At 42.3% G+C, this 17,853-nt stretch carries 16 protein-coding genes; 6 read left to right on the top strand and 10 right to left on the bottom strand.

Translation table 11 applies throughout. From position 1 onward, the window contains the following. Nucleotides 1–64: 64 nt before the first annotated feature. A complete protein-coding gene (gene uvrC, locus EAH55_RS28120) occupies nucleotides 65–1,885 on the top strand; it encodes an excinuclease ABC subunit UvrC (RefSeq protein WP_121812675.1) in 1,821 nt (606 codons plus the stop codon). A gap of 109 nt (nucleotides 1,886–1,994) precedes the next feature. On the opposite strand, the gene EAH55_RS28115 is transcribed toward uvrC, so the two are convergent. The 9 genes from EAH55_RS28115 to EAH55_RS28075 all read right to left on the bottom strand — a co-directional run bounded on the left by EAH55_RS28115 (nucleotide 1,995) and on the right by EAH55_RS28075 (nucleotide 11,535). After that, a complete protein-coding gene (locus EAH55_RS28115; RefSeq protein WP_121812612.1) occupies nucleotides 1,995–2,390 on the bottom strand; it encodes a hypothetical protein in 396 nt (131 codons plus the stop codon). A gap of 575 nt (nucleotides 2,391–2,965) precedes the next feature. After that, on the bottom strand, nucleotides 2,966–3,940 hold the full coding sequence (porN, locus tag EAH55_RS28110; protein ID WP_121812611.1) for a type IX secretion system ring subunit PorN/GldN: 975 nt from the start codon (nucleotides 3,938–3,940) through the stop codon (nucleotides 2,966–2,968). A 6-nt stretch (nucleotides 3,941–3,946) separates the two neighbouring features. Beyond that, nucleotides 3,947–5,467, bottom strand: a complete 1,521-nt coding sequence (gene porM, locus EAH55_RS28105; protein ID WP_121812610.1) for a type IX secretion system motor protein PorM/GldM — start codon at nucleotides 5,465–5,467, stop codon at nucleotides 3,947–3,949. A 41-nt stretch (nucleotides 5,468–5,508) separates the two neighbouring features. Beyond that, on the bottom strand, nucleotides 5,509–6,312 hold the full coding sequence (porL, locus tag EAH55_RS28100) for a type IX secretion system motor protein PorL/GldL (RefSeq protein ID WP_121812609.1): 804 nt from the start codon (nucleotides 6,310–6,312) through the stop codon (nucleotides 5,509–5,511). A gap of 67 nt (nucleotides 6,313–6,379) precedes the next feature. Next, nucleotides 6,380–7,696 (bottom strand): T9SS ring complex lipoprotein PorK/GldK, encoded by a 1,317-nt coding sequence (gene porK / locus EAH55_RS28095; RefSeq protein ID WP_121812608.1) that lies wholly within the window; start codon nucleotides 7,694–7,696, stop codon nucleotides 6,380–6,382. Nucleotides 7,697–7,951: 255 nt separating this feature from the next. After that, nucleotides 7,952–8,710 carry a uroporphyrinogen-III synthase gene (locus EAH55_RS28090; RefSeq protein ID WP_090530369.1) on the bottom strand — a complete coding sequence of 253 codons (759 nt, stop codon included), beginning with the start codon at nucleotides 8,708–8,710 and terminating at the stop codon, nucleotides 7,952–7,954. Nucleotides 8,711–8,728: 18 nt separating this feature from the next. Further along, a complete protein-coding gene (locus tag EAH55_RS28085) occupies nucleotides 8,729–9,673 on the bottom strand; it encodes a DUF4271 domain-containing protein (RefSeq protein ID WP_121812607.1) in 945 nt (314 codons plus the stop codon). 165 nt (nucleotides 9,674–9,838) lie between these two features. Continuing rightward, on the bottom strand, nucleotides 9,839–10,546 hold the full coding sequence (locus EAH55_RS28080; protein WP_121812606.1) for a hypothetical protein: 708 nt from the start codon (nucleotides 10,544–10,546) through the stop codon (nucleotides 9,839–9,841). A gap of 92 nt (nucleotides 10,547–10,638) precedes the next feature. After that, nucleotides 10,639–11,535, bottom strand: a complete 897-nt coding sequence (locus EAH55_RS28075) for a flavin reductase family protein (protein WP_112568689.1) — start codon at nucleotides 11,533–11,535, stop codon at nucleotides 10,639–10,641. A 220-nt stretch (nucleotides 11,536–11,755) separates the two neighbouring features. Here EAH55_RS28075 and hemW point away from each other — a divergent pair, with 220 nt between their 5' ends. The 4 genes from hemW to EAH55_RS28055 all read left to right on the top strand — a co-directional run bounded on the left by hemW (nucleotide 11,756) and on the right by EAH55_RS28055 (nucleotide 15,665). After that, nucleotides 11,756–12,877 carry a radical SAM family heme chaperone HemW gene (gene hemW, locus EAH55_RS28070; protein ID WP_121812605.1) on the top strand — a complete coding sequence of 374 codons (1,122 nt, stop codon included), beginning with the start codon at nucleotides 11,756–11,758 and terminating at the stop codon, nucleotides 12,875–12,877. A gap of 112 nt (nucleotides 12,878–12,989) precedes the next feature. Further along, complete coding sequence (locus EAH55_RS28065) at nucleotides 12,990–13,535, top strand: fasciclin domain-containing protein (RefSeq protein WP_121812604.1); 546 nt, start codon at nucleotides 12,990–12,992, stop codon at nucleotides 13,533–13,535. 243 nt (nucleotides 13,536–13,778) lie between these two features. Beyond that, nucleotides 13,779–14,657, top strand: coding sequence for a cupin-like domain-containing protein (locus EAH55_RS28060; RefSeq protein ID WP_114941010.1), 879 nt, complete (start codon nucleotides 13,779–13,781; stop codon nucleotides 14,655–14,657). A 126-nt stretch (nucleotides 14,658–14,783) separates the two neighbouring features. Continuing rightward, the gene (locus EAH55_RS28055) at nucleotides 14,784–15,665 is read left to right on the top strand and encodes a cupin-like domain-containing protein (protein WP_121812603.1); all 882 of its coding nucleotides are present in this window, start codon (nucleotides 14,784–14,786) and stop codon (nucleotides 15,663–15,665) included. A gap of 229 nt (nucleotides 15,666–15,894) precedes the next feature. Here EAH55_RS28055 and EAH55_RS28050 read toward each other — a convergent pair whose 3' ends face one another. Continuing rightward, complete coding sequence (locus EAH55_RS28050; RefSeq protein ID WP_244228396.1) at nucleotides 15,895–16,869, bottom strand: phytanoyl-CoA dioxygenase family protein; 975 nt, start codon at nucleotides 16,867–16,869, stop codon at nucleotides 15,895–15,897. Between the two features lie 127 nt (nucleotides 16,870–16,996). Here EAH55_RS28050 and EAH55_RS28045 point away from each other — a divergent pair, with 127 nt between their 5' ends. After that, a complete protein-coding gene (locus EAH55_RS28045) occupies nucleotides 16,997–17,848 on the top strand; it encodes a helix-turn-helix domain-containing protein (RefSeq protein ID WP_121812602.1) in 852 nt (283 codons plus the stop codon). The last annotated feature ends 5 nt before the right edge of the window (nucleotides 17,849–17,853 follow it).

Genomic DNA, 17,853 nt, shown 5'->3' with positions numbered 1-17,853 from the left:
TCCTCCTCGCAATGACATATTTTAGATTAACAATGACGTTTTCATTAAAACCAATAATTCAGTGATCGAGAAATTTGATTATAGAGCAGCTTTAAAGAACATCCCTCACAGACCCGGGGTTTATCAATACTGGGATAGTGAGCAGGAACTGATATATATTGGCAAGGCTAAAGACCTTCGCAATCGCGTTGGGTCGTACTTTAACCAGGATATCCATATCAATGCCAAAACACGGGTGTTGGTATCCAAGATCCGTGCTATAACTTTTACCATTGTTGATACCGAGGTTGATGCCTGGTTGCTGGAAAACAGCATGATCAAAAAGCATCAGCCGCGTTATAACGTGTTGCTTAAGGATGATAAAACCTATCCCTGGATCATCATTAAAAACGAGAATTACCCGCGCATTTTCTGGACACGCCGTATCATTAAGGATGGTTCCAAATATCTTGGCCCGTATGCTTCAGTAAGTATGATGCATAACATTCTGGACCTCATCAGGGAGACTTATCCTTTACGCACCTGCAATTTGCAGCTTACCCGCGAAAACATCGACAAAGGTAAGTTTAAAGTTTGCCTGGAATACCAGTTGGGTAATTGCAAAGGCCCTTGCCAGAACTTCCAGTCGGAAGATGATTATGATAACAGTATTGATGAGATCAAGGATATTCTGAACGGTAAGATCGGGGCAGTACTTCGTCGTTTAAAAAGCGAGATGGAAGCCGCCGCCATGGAAATGAACTTTGAGCTGGCGCACAGGCTTAAGCGCAAATTCGAGCTGCTTGAAAATTACCAGAGCAAATCAACTGTTGTGAATTCATCTATCACAGATGTAGAAGTATTTAGTATTGCCTCAGAAGAGAAACTTGCTTTTGTAAACTTCCTGAAGGTGATGAACGGCGCCATCATCCAAACGCAAACCATTGAGCTTAAAAAACGCCTGGATGAAAGCGATGAAGAATTGCTTACACTGGCCATATCCGAGTTCAGGAGCCGTTATAACAGCGACAGCAAGGAAATCATTGTCCCGTTTGATATCGACCTTGAAGATCATCCCAACATCAAATTCACGGTGCCCAAATTGGGAGAGAAACGTAAGCTGCTTGATCTTTCGCAAAAGAATGTTCAGTTCTTCAAAAAGGAAAAAATTGATCAGTACGAAAAGTTAAACCCCGAGGTACGTACCGAGCGACTGCTAACGCAGATGATGAAGGATCTACGCATGAACCAGTTGCCACGCCATATCGAGTGTTTTGATAACTCCAACTTTCAGGGTAAGTATCCGGTGTCGGCCATTGTGGTGTTTAAGGATGGCAAGCCATCTAAAAAAGATTATCGCCACTTTAATGTTAAAACCGTTGAAGGCCCTAACGACTTTGCCACCATGGAGGAAGCCGTACATCGCCGTTATCGCCGCATGCTGGATGAAGGGACGGAACTACCACAGCTTATCGTGATTGACGGTGGTAAAGGCCAGCTATCATCGGCCATGCACAGCCTTAAGTTGTTAGGTATAGACAAAAAAGTAACCGTTATAGGCATCGCCAAACGCCTGGAAGAGCTTTATTATCCAAACGACCAGTATCCGTTATACCTCGATAAAAAATCGGAGACCCTTAAGGTGATCCAGCATTTGCGCGACGAGGCGCACCGTTTTGGCATCACCTTCCACCGCAAAAAACGCGACAAAGGCACATTGGTAACCGAGCTTGAACTAATAGAAGGTATAGGCAAAACCACCGCCGAAAAGCTGCTGAAATACTTTAAATCGGTAAAGAAAATCCGCGAAGCCAATGAAGAAATGCTGCTTGAAGTAGTTAATCTGAAACAGGCTAAAGCTATATTGGCATATTTTAATACCGGAGCAGAGGTTGAACAAAGCTAATCTTAATCAGTATCAGGTTTTAGTTGCAGTAGCAGTTGAAATATCTAAAAAGATAAAGGCCCAGTTGATTGAACCGGGACTTTGTTATATATTGAGTTAGTGATTTTTATTACTGAGCGATGTAAAATGATTTTTGATCGCCATCCTGGTAAACGTGGATTGATTTTTTAACCACCTGGTTATTGCTATAGATTTCCATGGTATATTCACCATCGGCCAAACTGTTTAACACGTAGCCTTTGCTCACATCAGTTTTGCTTGGCACAATGTCTTTCAATAAAAGTTCATTGTCTTTATTGTAAACCTTTACAACTGATTTTCCGTTTTCAGATTTCGCGAAATTTATCTTCAAGCCGCGATCATGATCAAGGGCTTTAAAGCTTACAACTTCTTTTGCTTTCGGATTAACATCGGCATTGCCTTCGTCGGCTTTGGCTACTTTGGTAGCAAATACTCCTGCAGTTAATAATACAAATAAGGTTGATAATTTTATTGAGGTTTTCATGGCGTTAAGGTTTTAATGTTTTTAAATATGTTGTGTTGTTGTTTTCAATGATCAAATGAACAACATATATTTTGACTGCTAAAAAGAGTTATACCAGCTGTGGATATAAATAGACAAAGCCCTGAAAGCGCTCTGCAAACGCTAAAAAGGCACAATTCGTCGCAATTTCAGGAGTTGGTCGGGAATTTTAGGGAGTTGGTAGAAAGCTTTGAGCTATTGGTCAGGCGGGAGGTGAAAATAGCCTATAATGTGGAATGCCATCTTGTTAATGATTATCAATCAACCGCGTGTCATTTCGAACGAACCCGATTGGGGACGTGCGGGGCTGGTGAGGAGAAATCTTATACGCCATGAAGGGTCATTCTGCATGGCGTACAAGATTTCTCTTTCGCCCCGGCGCTCGTTCTCCCGCCCGCAGCTCTATCGAAATGACATTTTCATTTATTTGAAGAGATCTACGGATGATGAATTTTGTAGAGACGCATAACAGCACCCCAACGAAAAAAAACATAAAAACAAAACAGGCGATGAAAATTCATCGCCTGTTTTATAAAATCGCGTTTAATCTTTAACTATTAGTACTGCCAAAGGTTAAGCTCCCAGTCAAGAAGAGATTTTTTGATCCTTTCCGATTCGTAAAGCTTATCAATGCCCTGGGCATAATCTTTTATACGTTCATCTTTATCGTTGCTTTCTTTTACGATATAGCTGGTAAAGATCCGTTTGATAAATACGTCGTCGAAGCTCAAGCCTGTTGCGTCACTGGCACGGCTAACCACTTCTTTGGTTGCAAGTACCGGACGCGCTTCAGGGAAATATACCCAAAAAGCAGGCTGAAAATCGATATCAAGTGTACCGGCTCCTTTAGGTTTAATTAAAGGGGCGATACCAATAATGCGTGGTTCAAAAACAGAACGCTGTTTGTCAAATACCCAGTCTTCCTTGATGCGGAACTTTAATACGCTATCCGGGTTAAAATCTCCGGCTACCATGCTGGATGAGATTACGTTGTTATCCTTGTCACGCTTTTCAACTACACTGCTGTCTGAAGCTAAACGGCCACGTGCCTGAGCACCTGTTAACGGCGTAGTAAAACCGTCGCCTCCCGGATCATCCTTTTTACCTGGGGTTGGATCATACGCGGTAAGTTCCCCCCTCATGATCGCGTCAAGCAGTACGTCAATTAAACGTCCCTTTGGCGAAGCAAGGTATTGGTTCATTTTTTCGCGTACATCGATTTCACGCCACACACGTTTTGCAAAAGCTACGTCGTTTTCACGCAAATTAGGATATGGAGTAACCTTCGCGTTAAAGATGTTGCTTTTCTTGTAGTATCCATCAAGCGGCCTGTCAAAAGGCTTTGCAGCAATTTTACGTGCTGTATCAAGCGGCTGCTGACTGGTTACGTTATCCGGCTGAACCTGTACTGGTTTTTGCACTACCTGTCTGGTTGTGGTTGTCTTTTTTGCAGGCCTTTTGGTGCGTTTTTTTTGTGCATACGCACTTACGCAAGCCAGGCAAAGGATAACAACTAAAATTCTCTTTTTCATACGCGTTTAGTTTGCGGATAATACAATAGGATCAAGTGACCGCGGTGAATGATCAGGACCAACCGCTATGATATCCTTAAATATAACAGTAGTTCCTGGTGTAACTGTATTTAAAGCACTGTGCATAGCGCTGGTTAAGTCGCCGCCCGAGCCTGATAAAATAATAGCGTCCTGGCGTGGTTTAACAACCAACATAGTAAAGTGCGTTACATTAAATTTCGCGTCAAAGTCAAAGTTATCCAACTGAGCAAAAAGCCTGTCCTGAGCTTTGATATTGGCCGAACTGGTATTGCCACCACTTTTGCCGGCAAATTGAGGTTTAGGGTCAGGAATCCTTTTGATACGAAATTCCGTTGAACCTAATACCATACCTTTTTCGCCGGTAACAGTAAGTGTGGTTTTCCCAATACTGCTAACTGTAGCCGTATAGTGCCCACCCGATCCGCTTAGTGAACCATTGCTCATACGTAGGTTAATGCTTCCGGTAGGAACACCAGGAGCCGACACTGAGATTGGGTTAGGTACACCTATATAAAGCACGTTCATTTTATCGGGTGATACAACTGCTGATGGTTTTGCTACCATGTAAGATCCGCTAATAGGATACGGTTTAGGCGGTCCGTCAACCTGTTTTACTAACAACTGGCCAGTCCAGGTATGCACGCCTTCACCACTTGCAGTAGTTGTATAAGTACCAACACCATTACTGGTTGGTATCGATGCACCGCCTACAGTAATGGTTGGGTTTGAGTTTTGATCGTAAGCAGACAAATAAATTTCAGCCTTGTAAGGCTGTCCTGCTATTACATAATTACTTGACGGCACTACTACAGCTTTAAAAGCATTTAAAGTAACCTGCGCCTGATCAATTTTGCCTAAAATCTTTTTTACAACTTCGTTCTCAGCATTCTTATTATCGGTCTGGATTTTAGCCAAAGTTGTAATCGCAGCTCCAAGAGGGATACCATCGCCAAAATATGCTTGTTGCCATGTTTTTGAAGGTATACCTGAACGCTTAGGAGGGTCAATAGCATTAAGTGAGAAGTTCACGCCAACGCTATCTTTTGGACCTAATATCTGCATTAATCGACTCCGGGTAGCTTCTATCTTTTCCTTTAAAACATCCGCCTTTTTGTCGTTGATCATTACTTCAGGTGAAATATCAAGATTATCCCTTGCGTCGATATCATCTATTTCAGGGTTAATGCCTCCACCTTTTTTTATCAATTCGGCTTTTAGTTCTTCAACATAGGCATTTAACTCGTCAGTTGTTTTACTTGCCTCTTTAGCCCTTTTTAATAACTCCTGTGCTTTTTCCGGTTGCTCTTTTAATTTAGTCGCCTCAAAAGCGCTGTAAGTTGTTTGCAAACTGGTAGTAACGTTAGTTCTTGACGCATCCAGGCTTCGCGTTATATTTTTAAAAGCGTCAAGTAAGCTATCCGGTACGTTAAGGGCAATAAGGCCCAATAGTACCAGGTATAGTATACCTATCATTCGCTGTCTTGGGGTTTCCTTACCTCCGGCCATCTATTCTAATTCTTTTCTGGTAATCAATCAATTAATTATAATTAAACACGCGGCTGGTTCATGGCAGTAAGCATGTTACCATAAATTGAGTTTAATGATGCCAGGTTTTTAGCCAAACGACCAACCTCTTCCTTAAACTGCCTTGAATCATCCATAGATTCATTAAAGTTGTTCATGGTGAGCGCAAGGTTCTGGTAAAATTTATTCATTGATTTTAAGTGCGCGCTTGAATCTTGCAGCTCAAGCTCGTATACGGCATTAAGTGCCGACAAGTTTTTAGCAAGTTGATTAACCTGATCGTGATAAGCTTTTGAATCAATGTTTGAGTTTGCCATTTCGGTCAAATTAGCCGATGCTTTTTCAAATGACACGCTTAGTTTTTCGTAGCTTGCAGTAGCATCCTTAACTTTGCTTGTAAAAGCGATAGTGGCTTCGCCCGCGTCAGTAACGCGTGATATAGCGGCTACTTTATCACCAAATGAACGTAAGCCATCGCCAAGGCTGCGAACTAATTCCGGGCCTATTTTAGCGTCTTCCATCATTTTATCTAAAGCAGCGGTTGTTGAAGGCCCCGCATTAACAGCAGCACTTCTTATAGTTGCTTTTGGAAGTTCGCCCTGAAAATCTTCATTTAGTTCAGGGTAAACGCGAACCCAATCAATGTCCTTCTGTTCCCGCTGTAAACCCAGCAAAAAGAACAGCACCGCCTCAGTAAGCAAACCAGCAGTAATAAATTCAGAAGCAAATTTCCAGTGTTGAATTTTAAACAACAAACCGATAATTACTACGGTTGCACCCAATGATATTACGTTCCCAATTCCGAATGGTTTTTTCTTTCCAGCCATAATAATTCAGAAATAACTTTTTTTATTTTTTGATTTTGATTGTTGCTCGCTTAAGCTAATTTTTTCATTAGCGTTTGTCTGTAATATCGCGGCCCAAGTAGTGGGTTACGCAACGGAAACCGATATATGATTTAGCGGTATCCTGGTATTCATAAGATCTGGTTGAGTTTTGAAGGAAATATCCAATATCTTTCCATGATCCACCGCGCACAACTTTACGTTTCAGCACTTCAGGATCTGTTGATTTTGCTTCGTAATTAAAGGTTGGCGCAAGGTCATGCACAAATGTTGATGCCGATTCGTCAAAAGCCGACAGTGTCCACTCCGCTACGTTACCAGCCATATTATATAAGCCGTAATCGTTAGGGAAGTATGAACGAACCGGTACAGTGTACGCGCCGCCATCATCAGTATAGTTACCACGTCCCGGCTTAAAGTTTGCCAGTAAACAGCCTTTTGCATTTTTAATATAAGGACCACCCCATGGATAGTCGGTACCAATCCTGCCACCGCGTGCCGCGTATTCAAACTCAGCTTCAGTTGGCAAGCTGTAAGGAGCACGGTGTGCTAAACGACGCTTATCTTTATAAGCATCATTGTAACGGCTACGCCATGTAGCGTATGCACGGGCCTGCCTCCAGGTTACACCTACAACAGGATAATTACGGAACGCCGGATGCGAGAAATAACTTTCAACCATCGGTTCGTTCGCAGCGTATGAGAAATCGCTTAACCAAACCAGGGTATCAGGATACACAGGCACGGTGTCACGTAAAATGAAATCTGAGCGGTGTTTTGTCTTATCGTTATGGTGATCGGCAGCCTCACGCAGGGTAAACAGTGCATAGTTATATTTTAGCAAACGCACATCAACCTCGTTACGGTCAAATACACGATCATCGCCCTGATAGTACATCCCCTGCAATTTCTGAGCATTGCTTGCCTGGCCGCCTTTGCTGCTCCAGATAGGATTCCTTTTCACGTAATCCCAATTAATGAACTTTTTACCACCGTTGTTATTACCGGCGCCAGCTTTAGGCTGTATATAGTATTTATTATCGTTGATATAACTTGTTATCGCTATTGAGTCGCGAACCCAGTTCACAAACATTTTGTACTGACTGTTGCTGGTTTCGGTTTGATCCATGAAAAACGGAGAAACAGTAACCTGTTTGGTTTGTGCTATTTGTGCGAAAGTTACATCCTGATCGGTTTGTCCCATCAGGAAGCTGCCACCAGGGATATAAACCATGCCGTAAGGAACTTCGGCCCTGAACGACCTTGCAGGCACACCCACAACCTCTCCCCTGTCACCGCCACCGCGGCCACAACCACTTAATACACTACCTGCTAAAACTACTATTAAAAAGTATACCTGTTTCATTTTACAAATTCAAAATCAGTTATATAACCATAACACAATGCGACGCCCGAATATATCACATTTTTATGCAAAGCAAGCTATAAAAAACGATAATTTGGCCTCATGTATCGACAAGCTGTGTACTTTACTTACCAATACTAAACAAAATGCTGTATAATTAACAAACCGCTAACCAATTGTTTATATGACAATTAGTTAGCGGTTATACGGGTATATACTGCAAAAAGTTGCAGTCGGGTTAAATAAATTTCTAACTTATTTATTTACAAGCTTAACATACTGCTCAATGGCCATTGTCATTGAGGGCGCTCCGGGGGTTGGAGCAGGTATATCCAAAATTAAACCGGCCTCAAGCACAGCCTTATGGGTAGTTGCACCAAACGCAGCGATGCGTGTATTATTCTGTTTAAAATCGGGAAAGTTTTTATACAGCGATTGTATACTTGACGGACTAAAAAACGCAATAACGTCATAAAATACATCCGCAAGATCGGAAAGATCACTGCAAACTGTACGGAAAAGTACCGCCGGGGTAAAGTTATAACCATTCTCCAGCAAAAAGCGCTGAGTTTCTTCGGCCGCAACGTCAGAACATGGATAAAGGAATTTTTCAGACGAGTGCTTTTTCAACACCTCGGCCAGATCGGCAGCTGTTTGCTTTCCAAAAAATATCTTACGCTTACGGTACTGGATATATTTTTGCAGGTAAAGTGCAATGGTTTCTGAAAGACAGAAATACTTCATTTCAACAGGCACCTCAAAACGCATCTCTTCACAAATACGGAAAAAATGATCGGCCGAGTTACGACTGGTAAAGATCACAGCGCTAAAATCAGCGAGGTTAATCTTCTCTTTTCTGAAATCCTTTGCAGGCACACCCTCAACATGAATAAATGATCTGAAATCAATTTTCAGGTTAAGCTTTTTAGCCAGCTCGGCGTAAGGATTTTTATCATTTTCGGGCTTAGGCAAAGTAACCAGTATGCTTTTAACCTTTTTCTTTCTATCTTCCAATTCAGTGCTTTTAATAACCTAAATTTTAATATTCAATGCCTTTATTAAAATCAAAACAGGGCAAATTTCGAGGGCACAAAGATACGTAAATAAATAAAATTTATGAAATCGAAAGGTAGAAATTATATTTACGCTGCTCCTGATATATTGCCATATAAAGATTACTATCACTATTATTAGTGTGGTTGTTAGCAATATTGGGATATATTGTGCCCCAAGTAAGCTAAAACAAATAACCACCGGTAAAAAAACAAACGCGATGTTAAAGTAGGTAAGATGAAGGATATTAAGATATTCGCTCACCAGCTTATTAATATCAAACACAAAACCTAAAAACTTGAGTATTAAAAACTTAAGCGAGAATAATGCTATAATTACAATAGTAAGAAAAGTAAACAGCCCGCTCCCGGCTATTTTATAATAAACACCTTTATATGCAGCCAGTTGATACAGGAACAAACCAAAGGTAGCGCAAAACAGCAAAAACAAACCCAGGAATGCCCAGGAGCTAACGGGGCTCTCTTCTTTACCGGCTATTGAAAGTACGCGCTTGCTATAAAACGAGGTAAATACATTGCTTACATCTTTACTCAGGGCAAGGTTAAGAATGGCCGTGTAGAGCAACATGGCGATAATGATCACGATGATCCAGGGATCGCGCGAGGGGCGGTAATGCCCTTCCATCACCTTGCTTTTGGTTCTGGAGTGAAGATCCAGAAAACCGTAACCATGGTATAATTCGCGGGCAAAAACACTGTCTGCATATTGTGCGCGCATGGCGGCATCGGGAACCCTGAGATAACGCATGGCTACCGAGTCGGCCATAAATTTATCCCGGTTTTGCATGGCGTAAGCCACCGAATCAAGCACCGAATTGCCGGGACGAAAAGTACGTACAGGTAATTTTGCGGCCGTGTCTGTAGCAATTGAATCCTGTTGCGCAAAAGCGGCAACACTATTCAACAAAAAAAGCAGGCAACACCAAATAACCAAACGAGTCCTCAAAGCTTAAAACGGGGCTTATTATTTTTTGCAAAAGTAGGGTAATTATCTGAACGATAATTTCATGAACGAATATTTTTTTGAGCCTGTTTTAAGCGAAGTACCGCGCATATTTAACAGGATAATTTATTTAATGAAGCCTGTAGCAGCCCAAAATACCAGGTAGCCGGATTTGTCTTTACTCAGCGTAACTTCCTTAAGAACCCGCTTTGGATCGGGATGAATATTGAGAACGTCAATATTATGATGATCGCTTTCGGTCATCTTATTCCCAAGTCCCCATTTAGCCAGATCATGTACTGCGTAACTCAGGTTAGCATCGCGTTCGGGGATGTCATTATAATAATCGGGCAACAGAAAATCCTTAACCTCGCTGCCATCGGCATAAGTTAACTTAATGTGCAGTTGCGACGAGCCTTCTGAACTCGTAAGGCTCAGGTACAAATCCGTATACTTTTTATGAGGCACTTCAAAACTAAAACTATTAATACCGGCAACATTCCGGGTTTGATTTCCCTTATCGCCGTTTTTATAATGCAGTAATATAGCAGGGTGCGATGAGTTAGCCGGAATCAACGGATCATCGGGCAAAGCATGCGCGTTTTTATCGCCATTGAGTTTTGCTGCCGCCTCGGTCAAATAACCATCCCCTTTGCCACCACCATCAATACCGGTTATCCAGGTTTGCAACTTACCACCGGTAACTGTAGTTACAGGGCGGGCATTTAACAATTTGTGAATATCTATTTGAATGGTTTTATTGCCTTGTTGGCTATTGGCAACTCCGCCGGCCAACAAACAGGCAAATAAGAAAACAAAGTATTTAAAGGTCATGGTTTTATACTATTGGAACCTAAAGATAAAAAAAGCTTAAATGTCTGCTAATCCTCACTGCACAAATACCGGCTTTAGCCAGGATGGACAAGCTACATCAACAACACTTTCCAGGCATCCATTACACGGCCGTTATCTAACAAATGTTTGGCTTTTAAATGCAGGTTTATTGTACGGGTATGGCTGTCGATAGTGGCATCAAGCAGTTCTATCATTTCAACGGTTTTGCTAAAGGCTTCTACCTCCTCATTAGATGGTAGCGTTTTAACAAGCCCCAATAACCCCAAATTATTCCCGGTTAATATGTTAGAGTTTTTAACCTCTTGAGGAAAAGCATCTACGCCGATCCCTATTCCGGCACAATCTATCGGTTTGGCAATTTTAAATAAATTATCGCCGTTTACCCTGCAATACCAATCACCGCCTAAACGGGCCACCAGGTCTATTTTATGAGGGTCTATTTTGCCATTAGCATCTAAAATTTCTTCATTGATATGAATCCGTTTCACCTCTGCAATAACCAAATTACCAGCTCCTCCGTTTTTCCCTAAGGATATCACATCATTCACTACACATTCCAATTGAACGGTCGATTCCGCTACCCTGGGCGGCTTTACGGTCTCCGAATCCAATTCGGTAAACCCCGCTTTCGAAAACTCATTTACTTCTCTTGGATAATCTGTACTGGTTAAATAAGCCTGTTGAACCATATCGTAGTTCACGATATTAATCACACATTCAGGCACTTCCAAAACATTTTCAAGCGTATGCTTGGTGGTATTATCCCGCGCCCTGCTTGTCGGCGAAAAAACACATATTGGTGGATTGACACTGAACACATTAAAAAAACTAAACGGACTTAAATTAACCACGCCGTTTTTATCAATAGTGGATGCAAAACATATCGGCCGGGGTGCAATGGCAGCGTGTAAATAACCTTGCATTTCTGCGGGTGTTAGTGATGATGCATCAAAAGTTTTTAACCTCATTCAAATTTTTATTAACGTGAGTTCGGGACAAGAAAAGTATACAAAGGAAGGCGTGGTTTATGTTTTTGAAATAATTGACGGGTAAATAAGAATACAGCGAGTTTAAAGGTCATGGTTTATATAATTGGAGCATAAAGATAAACAAAGCTTAAATGTCCCGTAACCCTTATTGCACAAATACCCGCTTTAGTCAAAAAAATAATTGCATTACCTTTGCCGCATGGCAGGCATTTACATCCATATTCCCTTTTGCAAGCAGGCTTGCCATTATTGCGATTTCCATTTCAGCACGTCCTTAAAATATAAGGATGAAATGCTGCACGCTTTGATCAAAGAGATCAAATTACAAAAAAGCTACCTCAACGGCGAAACCATCGAAACCATCTACTTTGGCGGAGGTACGCCTTCTGTTTTGGATGGCGATGAGATCAGCAAGATCATCAACACCATTACCGAACTGCACACGGTATCGTCCGGAGCAGAAGTTACCTTAGAGGCCAATCCCGACGACCTGAAACCGGATAAACTCAAAGCTTTGAAGCAGACACCTGTAAACCGCTTCAGCATTGGGATCCAATCATTTTTTGATGAAGATTTGGCGTGGATGAACCGCGTTCACCGAGGACAGGAAGCCGAATCATCAGTCAAGCGTGCCCAGGACGCAGGTTTTGAAAATATCACTGTCGATCTGATTTATGGTTATCCCATGCTCAGCGATACTAAATGGAAACAAAACCTGGATAAGGTGTTTGAGCTTGATGTTCCGCACGTATCCACCTATTCCATGACGGTTGAACCCCAAACCGCACTGGCGGCCTTCATCAACAAAAAGAAACAGCCGCCCATGAACGAGCAGCAAAGCGCCGAGCAATTCATGGTGCTGATGAATGCAATGCAGGCCCACGGATTTGAACATTACGAGATCTCTAATTTTTGCAAGCCCGGCCAGTATTCGCGCCATAACTCCAATTACTGGAAAGGTGTTAAATACTTAGGTATAGGCCCATCGGCCCACTCTTACAATGGCGATACCCGCCAATGGAACATAGCCAATAACGCCAAATACATGCAGGCGCTTGAAACCGGAAAACTATCAGCCGAAACCGAGGAGCTAACAGAAGAGAACCGCCTGAACGAGTATATCATGACATCCTTACGTACCATTTGGGGGCTTGACTTAGCAAGGCTTAACCAGATAGCCAAAGGAGCATCTGACGAATTACTTAAAGCTGGCGCTGAATTTTTTGACAGGGAATGGATCAGCCAAAAGGACAATGTGATTTACCTGACAGCTACGGGCAAGTTATATGCCGATCATATTGCAGCGGGTTTATTTTTTTAAACCAAACAGCAAAATAACAGTCAATACATTGTTACAAAGCAAAATGATATTTAAATCTGTTTAGCTTTACTAATCGTATCTTTAAAAAGATACTTATCCTGACTATTAAATTATGAAAAAACTACTCATCGCGGCTGTTGTATTATTGGCTGTTGCCGTTGCTCCAAAAGCTTACGCTCAAAAAACGGTTGGCGGCGCTGTTATGTCGCCGGCTAAAAACATTGTACAAAATGCATCAGGTTCAAAAGATCATACTACACTTGTAGCTGCTGTTAAAGCGGCAGGCCTGGCGCCAACGCTATCAGCCGCAGGACCATATACAGTATTTGCACCAACTAACGAAGCATTTGCCAAACTACCGGCGGGTACGGTTGATAACCTGATGAAGCCGGCCAACAAAGCAAGCCTGATCAAAACTTTAACCTACCATGTAGTTCCGGGCAAGCTAAGTTCCACCGACCTGTTAACCAAGGTTAAGGAAGGTAAAGGCAAAACAGAACTAAGCACGTTAAGTGGTGGCACGATAACAGTAATGTCGCAAGGCACTAAATTATATCTGGTTGACGAAAAAGGAGGCAAGTCATGGATCACCATAGATGACGTTGCCCAAAGTAATGGCATTATCCACGTAGTAAACACCGTGTTGATGCCTAACTAATTTAGTTGGCAGTTGCCGGTGGGCAGTTGGCAATTATTTGTAGTAAATTTATTAAGAAATGCCGTTAGCTTGATCCGCTAACGGCATTTCTTTTATCAAAATTGCAACCCAAAAAGAAACTGCCAACCGAAAACTGCCTGCTGCTAACTGGATAAAGACTGTCATTAAAATTTCAAAATCCCCCCAAATTGTTTACATGTTTTTTACAAAGAATTAATTTTGCCCATTAATTAATTTGTGAAAATGAGTATAACACTTACACCTATTGACCGTGTAGACCATATAAGCAAAGAGGATTTTGTTAACAATTATTTAAATCCACGCAAACCGCTTATAATCCGCAAAGCGACTGAAAGCTGGCCAGCCCTTCAAAAATGGACTTTTGAATACATAAAAGAAACCGTAGGCGATCAAACCGTTCCGCTATATAATAGCGCTAAGGCCGATCCATCTAAAGCCATCAACGCATCGGCCAGCGAAATGAAGTTTGGCGATTATATCGATCTCATTCAAAAGCAACCTACCGACTTAAGGATCTTTCTGTTCGACCCCATAAAACATGCCCCAAAGCTGCTTGATGATTACCGTTCACCATCAGATTTAATGGGTGGCTTTCTTGATAAGTACCCTAACATGTTTTTTGGCGGTGCTGGTTCGGTAACATTTTTACATTACGATATCGATCTTGCCCACATCTTCCACACACACTTTAATGGCCGCAAACACGTAATGCTGTTTGACCAGAAATGGACGGAGCGACTGTATTGCATCCCCTTTGCAACCTATGCCCTGGAAGACTACGATATTGAAAACCCTGACTTCACCAAATTCCCGGCACTTGATGGTATTGAGGGCCAGGAAGCAATTTTAGAACACGGCGACACCCTATTTATGCCTACAGGCTACTGGCATTGGATGAAATATTTAACCGGTTCATTCTCCATATCCTTACGCGCCTGGGATAAATCATGGGCTATAAAAGCCAAAAGCTTATATAACTTAACCGTACAGCGCAAGTTTGACAACATGATGAAAGCCCGCTTTAAGAAGGACTATATGGATTGGAAAGAGGAACTGGCCGTTAAACGTGCTAATAATGCCCTTGCTGCAGGTAAGCCATAATATTGAATATCTTTATAATACTTTGGGGTTTATTTCGTTATTTTGAATGCTTATAAATAGTTAAGGAACAATATTGTAACTTTAACTTAAAATTAGCATAACCCCCGAAAGTAATAAAAACTACATATGTGCTTCATTCTTAACCCGATCGATACGGTTGGAAATATTTCTCCCGAAGACTTTAAGAAGAATTATTTAGACCCTCGTCGCCCGCTGGTTATCAAAGGGCTTACCAAAAGCTGGCCTGCCCGCGAAAAATGGACACCCGAATATTTAAAACAGGTTGTTGGCAACAAAGTAGTGCCGCTATATGACAACTCTAAGGCCGATCCATCAAAACCCATCAATTCATCGGCAACAGAAATGCCCTTTGATGAGTATATCGACCTCATCCGCAGTAAACCAACCGAATTAAGGATCTTTTTCTTTAATATATTTAAACAGGCACCACAGCTTTTGGATGATATCGTATTACCAAAAGATTTAATGGGCGGCTTTTTGGAGAGCATGCCTGCCATGTTTTTCGGCGGTTCAAACTCGGTTACCTTTTTACATTACGATATTGATCTTCCGCATATTTTCCATACCCACTTTGGTGGCCGCAAGCACGTGATCCTGTTTGAGAACAAATGGAAACGTCGCCTGTATTGCATCCCGAATGCAACTTATGCTTTGGAAGATTATGATGTATTAAACCCTGATGTTAAAAAATTCCCGGCACTTGACGGCGTTGAAGGTATTGAGGTTTTCCTTGAACATGGCGATACCTTGTTTATGCCTACCGGCTACTGGCATTGGATGAAATATGTTGATGGTTCATATTCGCTAAGCCTGCGTGCCTGGGACGCGAGCATTACCCGTAAGGCAGCGAGCTTGTATAACCTGGCCGTTAAAGGCGGGGTAGACAGCGCCCTGAAAATGGTATTCAAAGGCAAGTACGCCAAATACCGCGAAGGTCTGGCCGTGAAATGGGCCAACCGCGAACTGGCGGCTGGAAAGCCTTTTTAAGTCCGAAGTCTTAAGTTTTGGTCTTAAGTCATGATATTAAACGCGATGGATTTTATCCATCGCGTTTTTGTTTTTTAATTCCCTCCCTTGGGAGGGGCGCGTCAGGATTGCGTGTTGGCAGGGAGGGGTTATGCGATTTTGCAACGTCCAAGTATCTCGCTGAAACCCCTCCCTACACCCTCCCAAGGGAGGGAATCGCACAATCCCTTGCTTTTATCCTGACAACAACCTACCAACGCTCTAATCCCAATAGCTTTTTACCCAGCTCACTAAGCTCAGCTACAGGATTTTGTTTTTCACGTTCCATCGGATCGCCGGGAAAAGCATAGCCTTGCATAGCTTCGCGGCTTTGCCAGCTTTTGATGCGCCACTGCCTTAGCTCTTCGTTATCTTCCTGTGCGGGCATCATGGATATGTATTGGGCTATGCGCACTTTATCATTACTCTTATTTGGGCGGATACCATGTGGCTGCAGACTGTTAAATATCAGCAGATCGCCAGCCCCCAGTTTCACTTTTTCCGTTTCAAAGCCGGTGGTATCAGGTTTGTAATGGTCACGATCTTCGGGCTGGGTTAATTTCCAGGCATCATAAGTTCGGTACAATTCAGGGATGCATTGAAAGCCGCCCATATTTTCGTCCGTCTGATCGGCAAGCGCTAATACCCCTTGCACGTTTTGAGGTTTGGTTTCAGGATCATAATCCCAGTGGATAAAACCTTTATATTCAAACCCGGGGCGTAACGGAAAGTTCAGATTAGCCCTGTCGATAGTCACCCACAGTTTTTCCGTGCCCCAGATATCGGCAAAAGCAGCGTGAACTTTAGGGTACTGCCGGTTATCCCACATAAATTGCTGATTATAAATTTCAACCATGCCGGTATTGTTCAGCTCGGTCATTTGCATCTGAGCATTCGGCTTTTTATACCAGGTTTCCATGTCGCTGGCGTCTTTACCTTCATATTGCCACAGGTAATCGGCCAGTTTTTGAACCTGTGCTTTTGGTACAGCGTTTTTAATGATCACATAACCGTTGTCTATCCAAAATTGCCAGTCGGCCTCGCTCAGTATTTTCAGAGGTTCATTGTTTGCGCGCTTGTTCAGGCTGATCTGGCTCGATTTTGCAGTAGATGGATTGCCAGGGATCTCTTTATGGGCATTGGCGGGGGCTGTTGCCATGGTCATTGTTGCGTTTTCGGTCTTCATAATTTCGTTTTGATTTATAATTCAAATTTATGGCGACGTTGAGGACGGCTCATCCTGTACAATGATCAAAATTTGCTCTGCATTGACCGTTTAGTTATCTTTATAAAAACATAATACTCAATGCAGCATGGATAAGATCCAGTTAGAGAAGGTAGATTTTGAACCGGGCAAATCGTTCAAGCTCTTTTCACCCCGGCTCCGGAACACTTTCCTGTGGCATTATCATCCGGAATATGAACTGGTTTATGTTGAAGCCGATGCCGGGATCAGGCATGTTGGCTCCCATATCTCCGGCTATACACAACATGATCTTGTACTGATTGGCAGTAACCTCCCCCACCTAAACTTTGATTATCGCCTCCGGAGCGAATACCACCAGATAGTAGTGCAGCTGAAAGAAGACTTTATGGGAACAGCAATAGGCATGACTCCCGAGTTTTCAGCAATTGAACAGCTTTTCAAAAAGGCAGCCAATGGCATTGCCTTTCATGGTGATACCCGGACTTTAGCAGTGGAGAAATTAAAGCTATTACCAGGGATGGGCTCATTTCAGCAATTGTTAGGACTGATGGAGATCTTTAATATCCTGGCGGGTTCAAACGAATTTGCCATTTTAAACAACGACGAGCCAAACCTGCAATTCTTTTTAAAGGATAAGATCAGGATGGGCGCTGTTTATGAATATATCGGCAGCAATTACAACCTTAAACCAGATGTAAATGTGATAGCCGATAAAGTTAATTTCACCACGGCTGCCTTTTGCCGGTACTTTAAAAGGCAAACCAAAATGACTTTTACCGATTTTGTGAACCAATACCGGGTTGACGTAGCAAAGAACCTGCTAATGCAGGATAAAAACGTAACAGAAACCTGTTACGCCGTGGGGTTTGAAAGCTTATCTTATTTCAATAAACTCTTTAATAAAATAGTAGGTAAAAATCCCTCAGACTTTAAGAAGGACTGGGTTAGTAAAGATTGACAATA

This window comes from Mucilaginibacter kameinonensis, from assembly GCF_003675385.1.
Taxonomy (GTDB): Bacteria; Bacteroidota; Bacteroidia; order Sphingobacteriales; family Sphingobacteriaceae; genus Mucilaginibacter; species Mucilaginibacter kameinonensis.
Note: the sequence above shows the minus strand (reverse complement) of the source record. Positions and strands in the feature narration are given on the sequence as shown.

Excerpts from the sequence above, each read along its gene's own strand:
- EAH55_RS28080 (WP_121812606.1), bottom strand. The coding sequence starts at position 10,546 with ATGACCTTTAAATACTTTGTTTTCTTATTTGCCTGTTTGTTGGCCGGC.
- porL (WP_121812609.1), bottom strand. The coding sequence starts at position 6,312 with ATGGCTGGAAAGAAAAAACCATTCGGAATTGGGAACGTAATATCATTG.
- EAH55_RS28060 (WP_114941010.1), top strand. The coding sequence starts at position 13,779 with ATGAGTATAACACTTACACCTATTGACCGTGTAGACCATATAAGCAAA.
- porK (WP_121812608.1), bottom strand. The coding sequence starts at position 7,696 with ATGAAACAGGTATACTTTTTAATAGTAGTTTTAGCAGGTAGTGTATTA.
- EAH55_RS28075 (WP_112568689.1), bottom strand. The coding sequence starts at position 11,535 with ATGAGGTTAAAAACTTTTGATGCATCATCACTAACACCCGCAGAAATG.
- EAH55_RS28055 (WP_121812603.1), top strand. The coding sequence starts at position 14,784 with ATGTGCTTCATTCTTAACCCGATCGATACGGTTGGAAATATTTCTCCC.
- hemW (WP_121812605.1), top strand. The coding sequence starts at position 11,756 with ATGGCAGGCATTTACATCCATATTCCCTTTTGCAAGCAGGCTTGCCAT.
- EAH55_RS28050 (WP_244228396.1), bottom strand. The coding sequence starts at position 16,869 with ATGAAGACCGAAAACGCAACAATGACCATGGCAACAGCCCCCGCCAAT.
- porM (WP_121812610.1), bottom strand. The coding sequence starts at position 5,467 with ATGGCCGGAGGTAAGGAAACCCCAAGACAGCGAATGATAGGTATACTA.
- porN (WP_121812611.1), bottom strand. The coding sequence starts at position 3,940 with ATGAAAAAGAGAATTTTAGTTGTTATCCTTTGCCTGGCTTGCGTAAGT.
- EAH55_RS28045 (WP_121812602.1), top strand. The coding sequence starts at position 16,997 with ATGGATAAGATCCAGTTAGAGAAGGTAGATTTTGAACCGGGCAAATCG.
- EAH55_RS28115 (WP_121812612.1), bottom strand. The coding sequence starts at position 2,390 with ATGAAAACCTCAATAAAATTATCAACCTTATTTGTATTATTAACTGCA.
- EAH55_RS28065 (WP_121812604.1), top strand. The coding sequence starts at position 12,990 with ATGAAAAAACTACTCATCGCGGCTGTTGTATTATTGGCTGTTGCCGTT.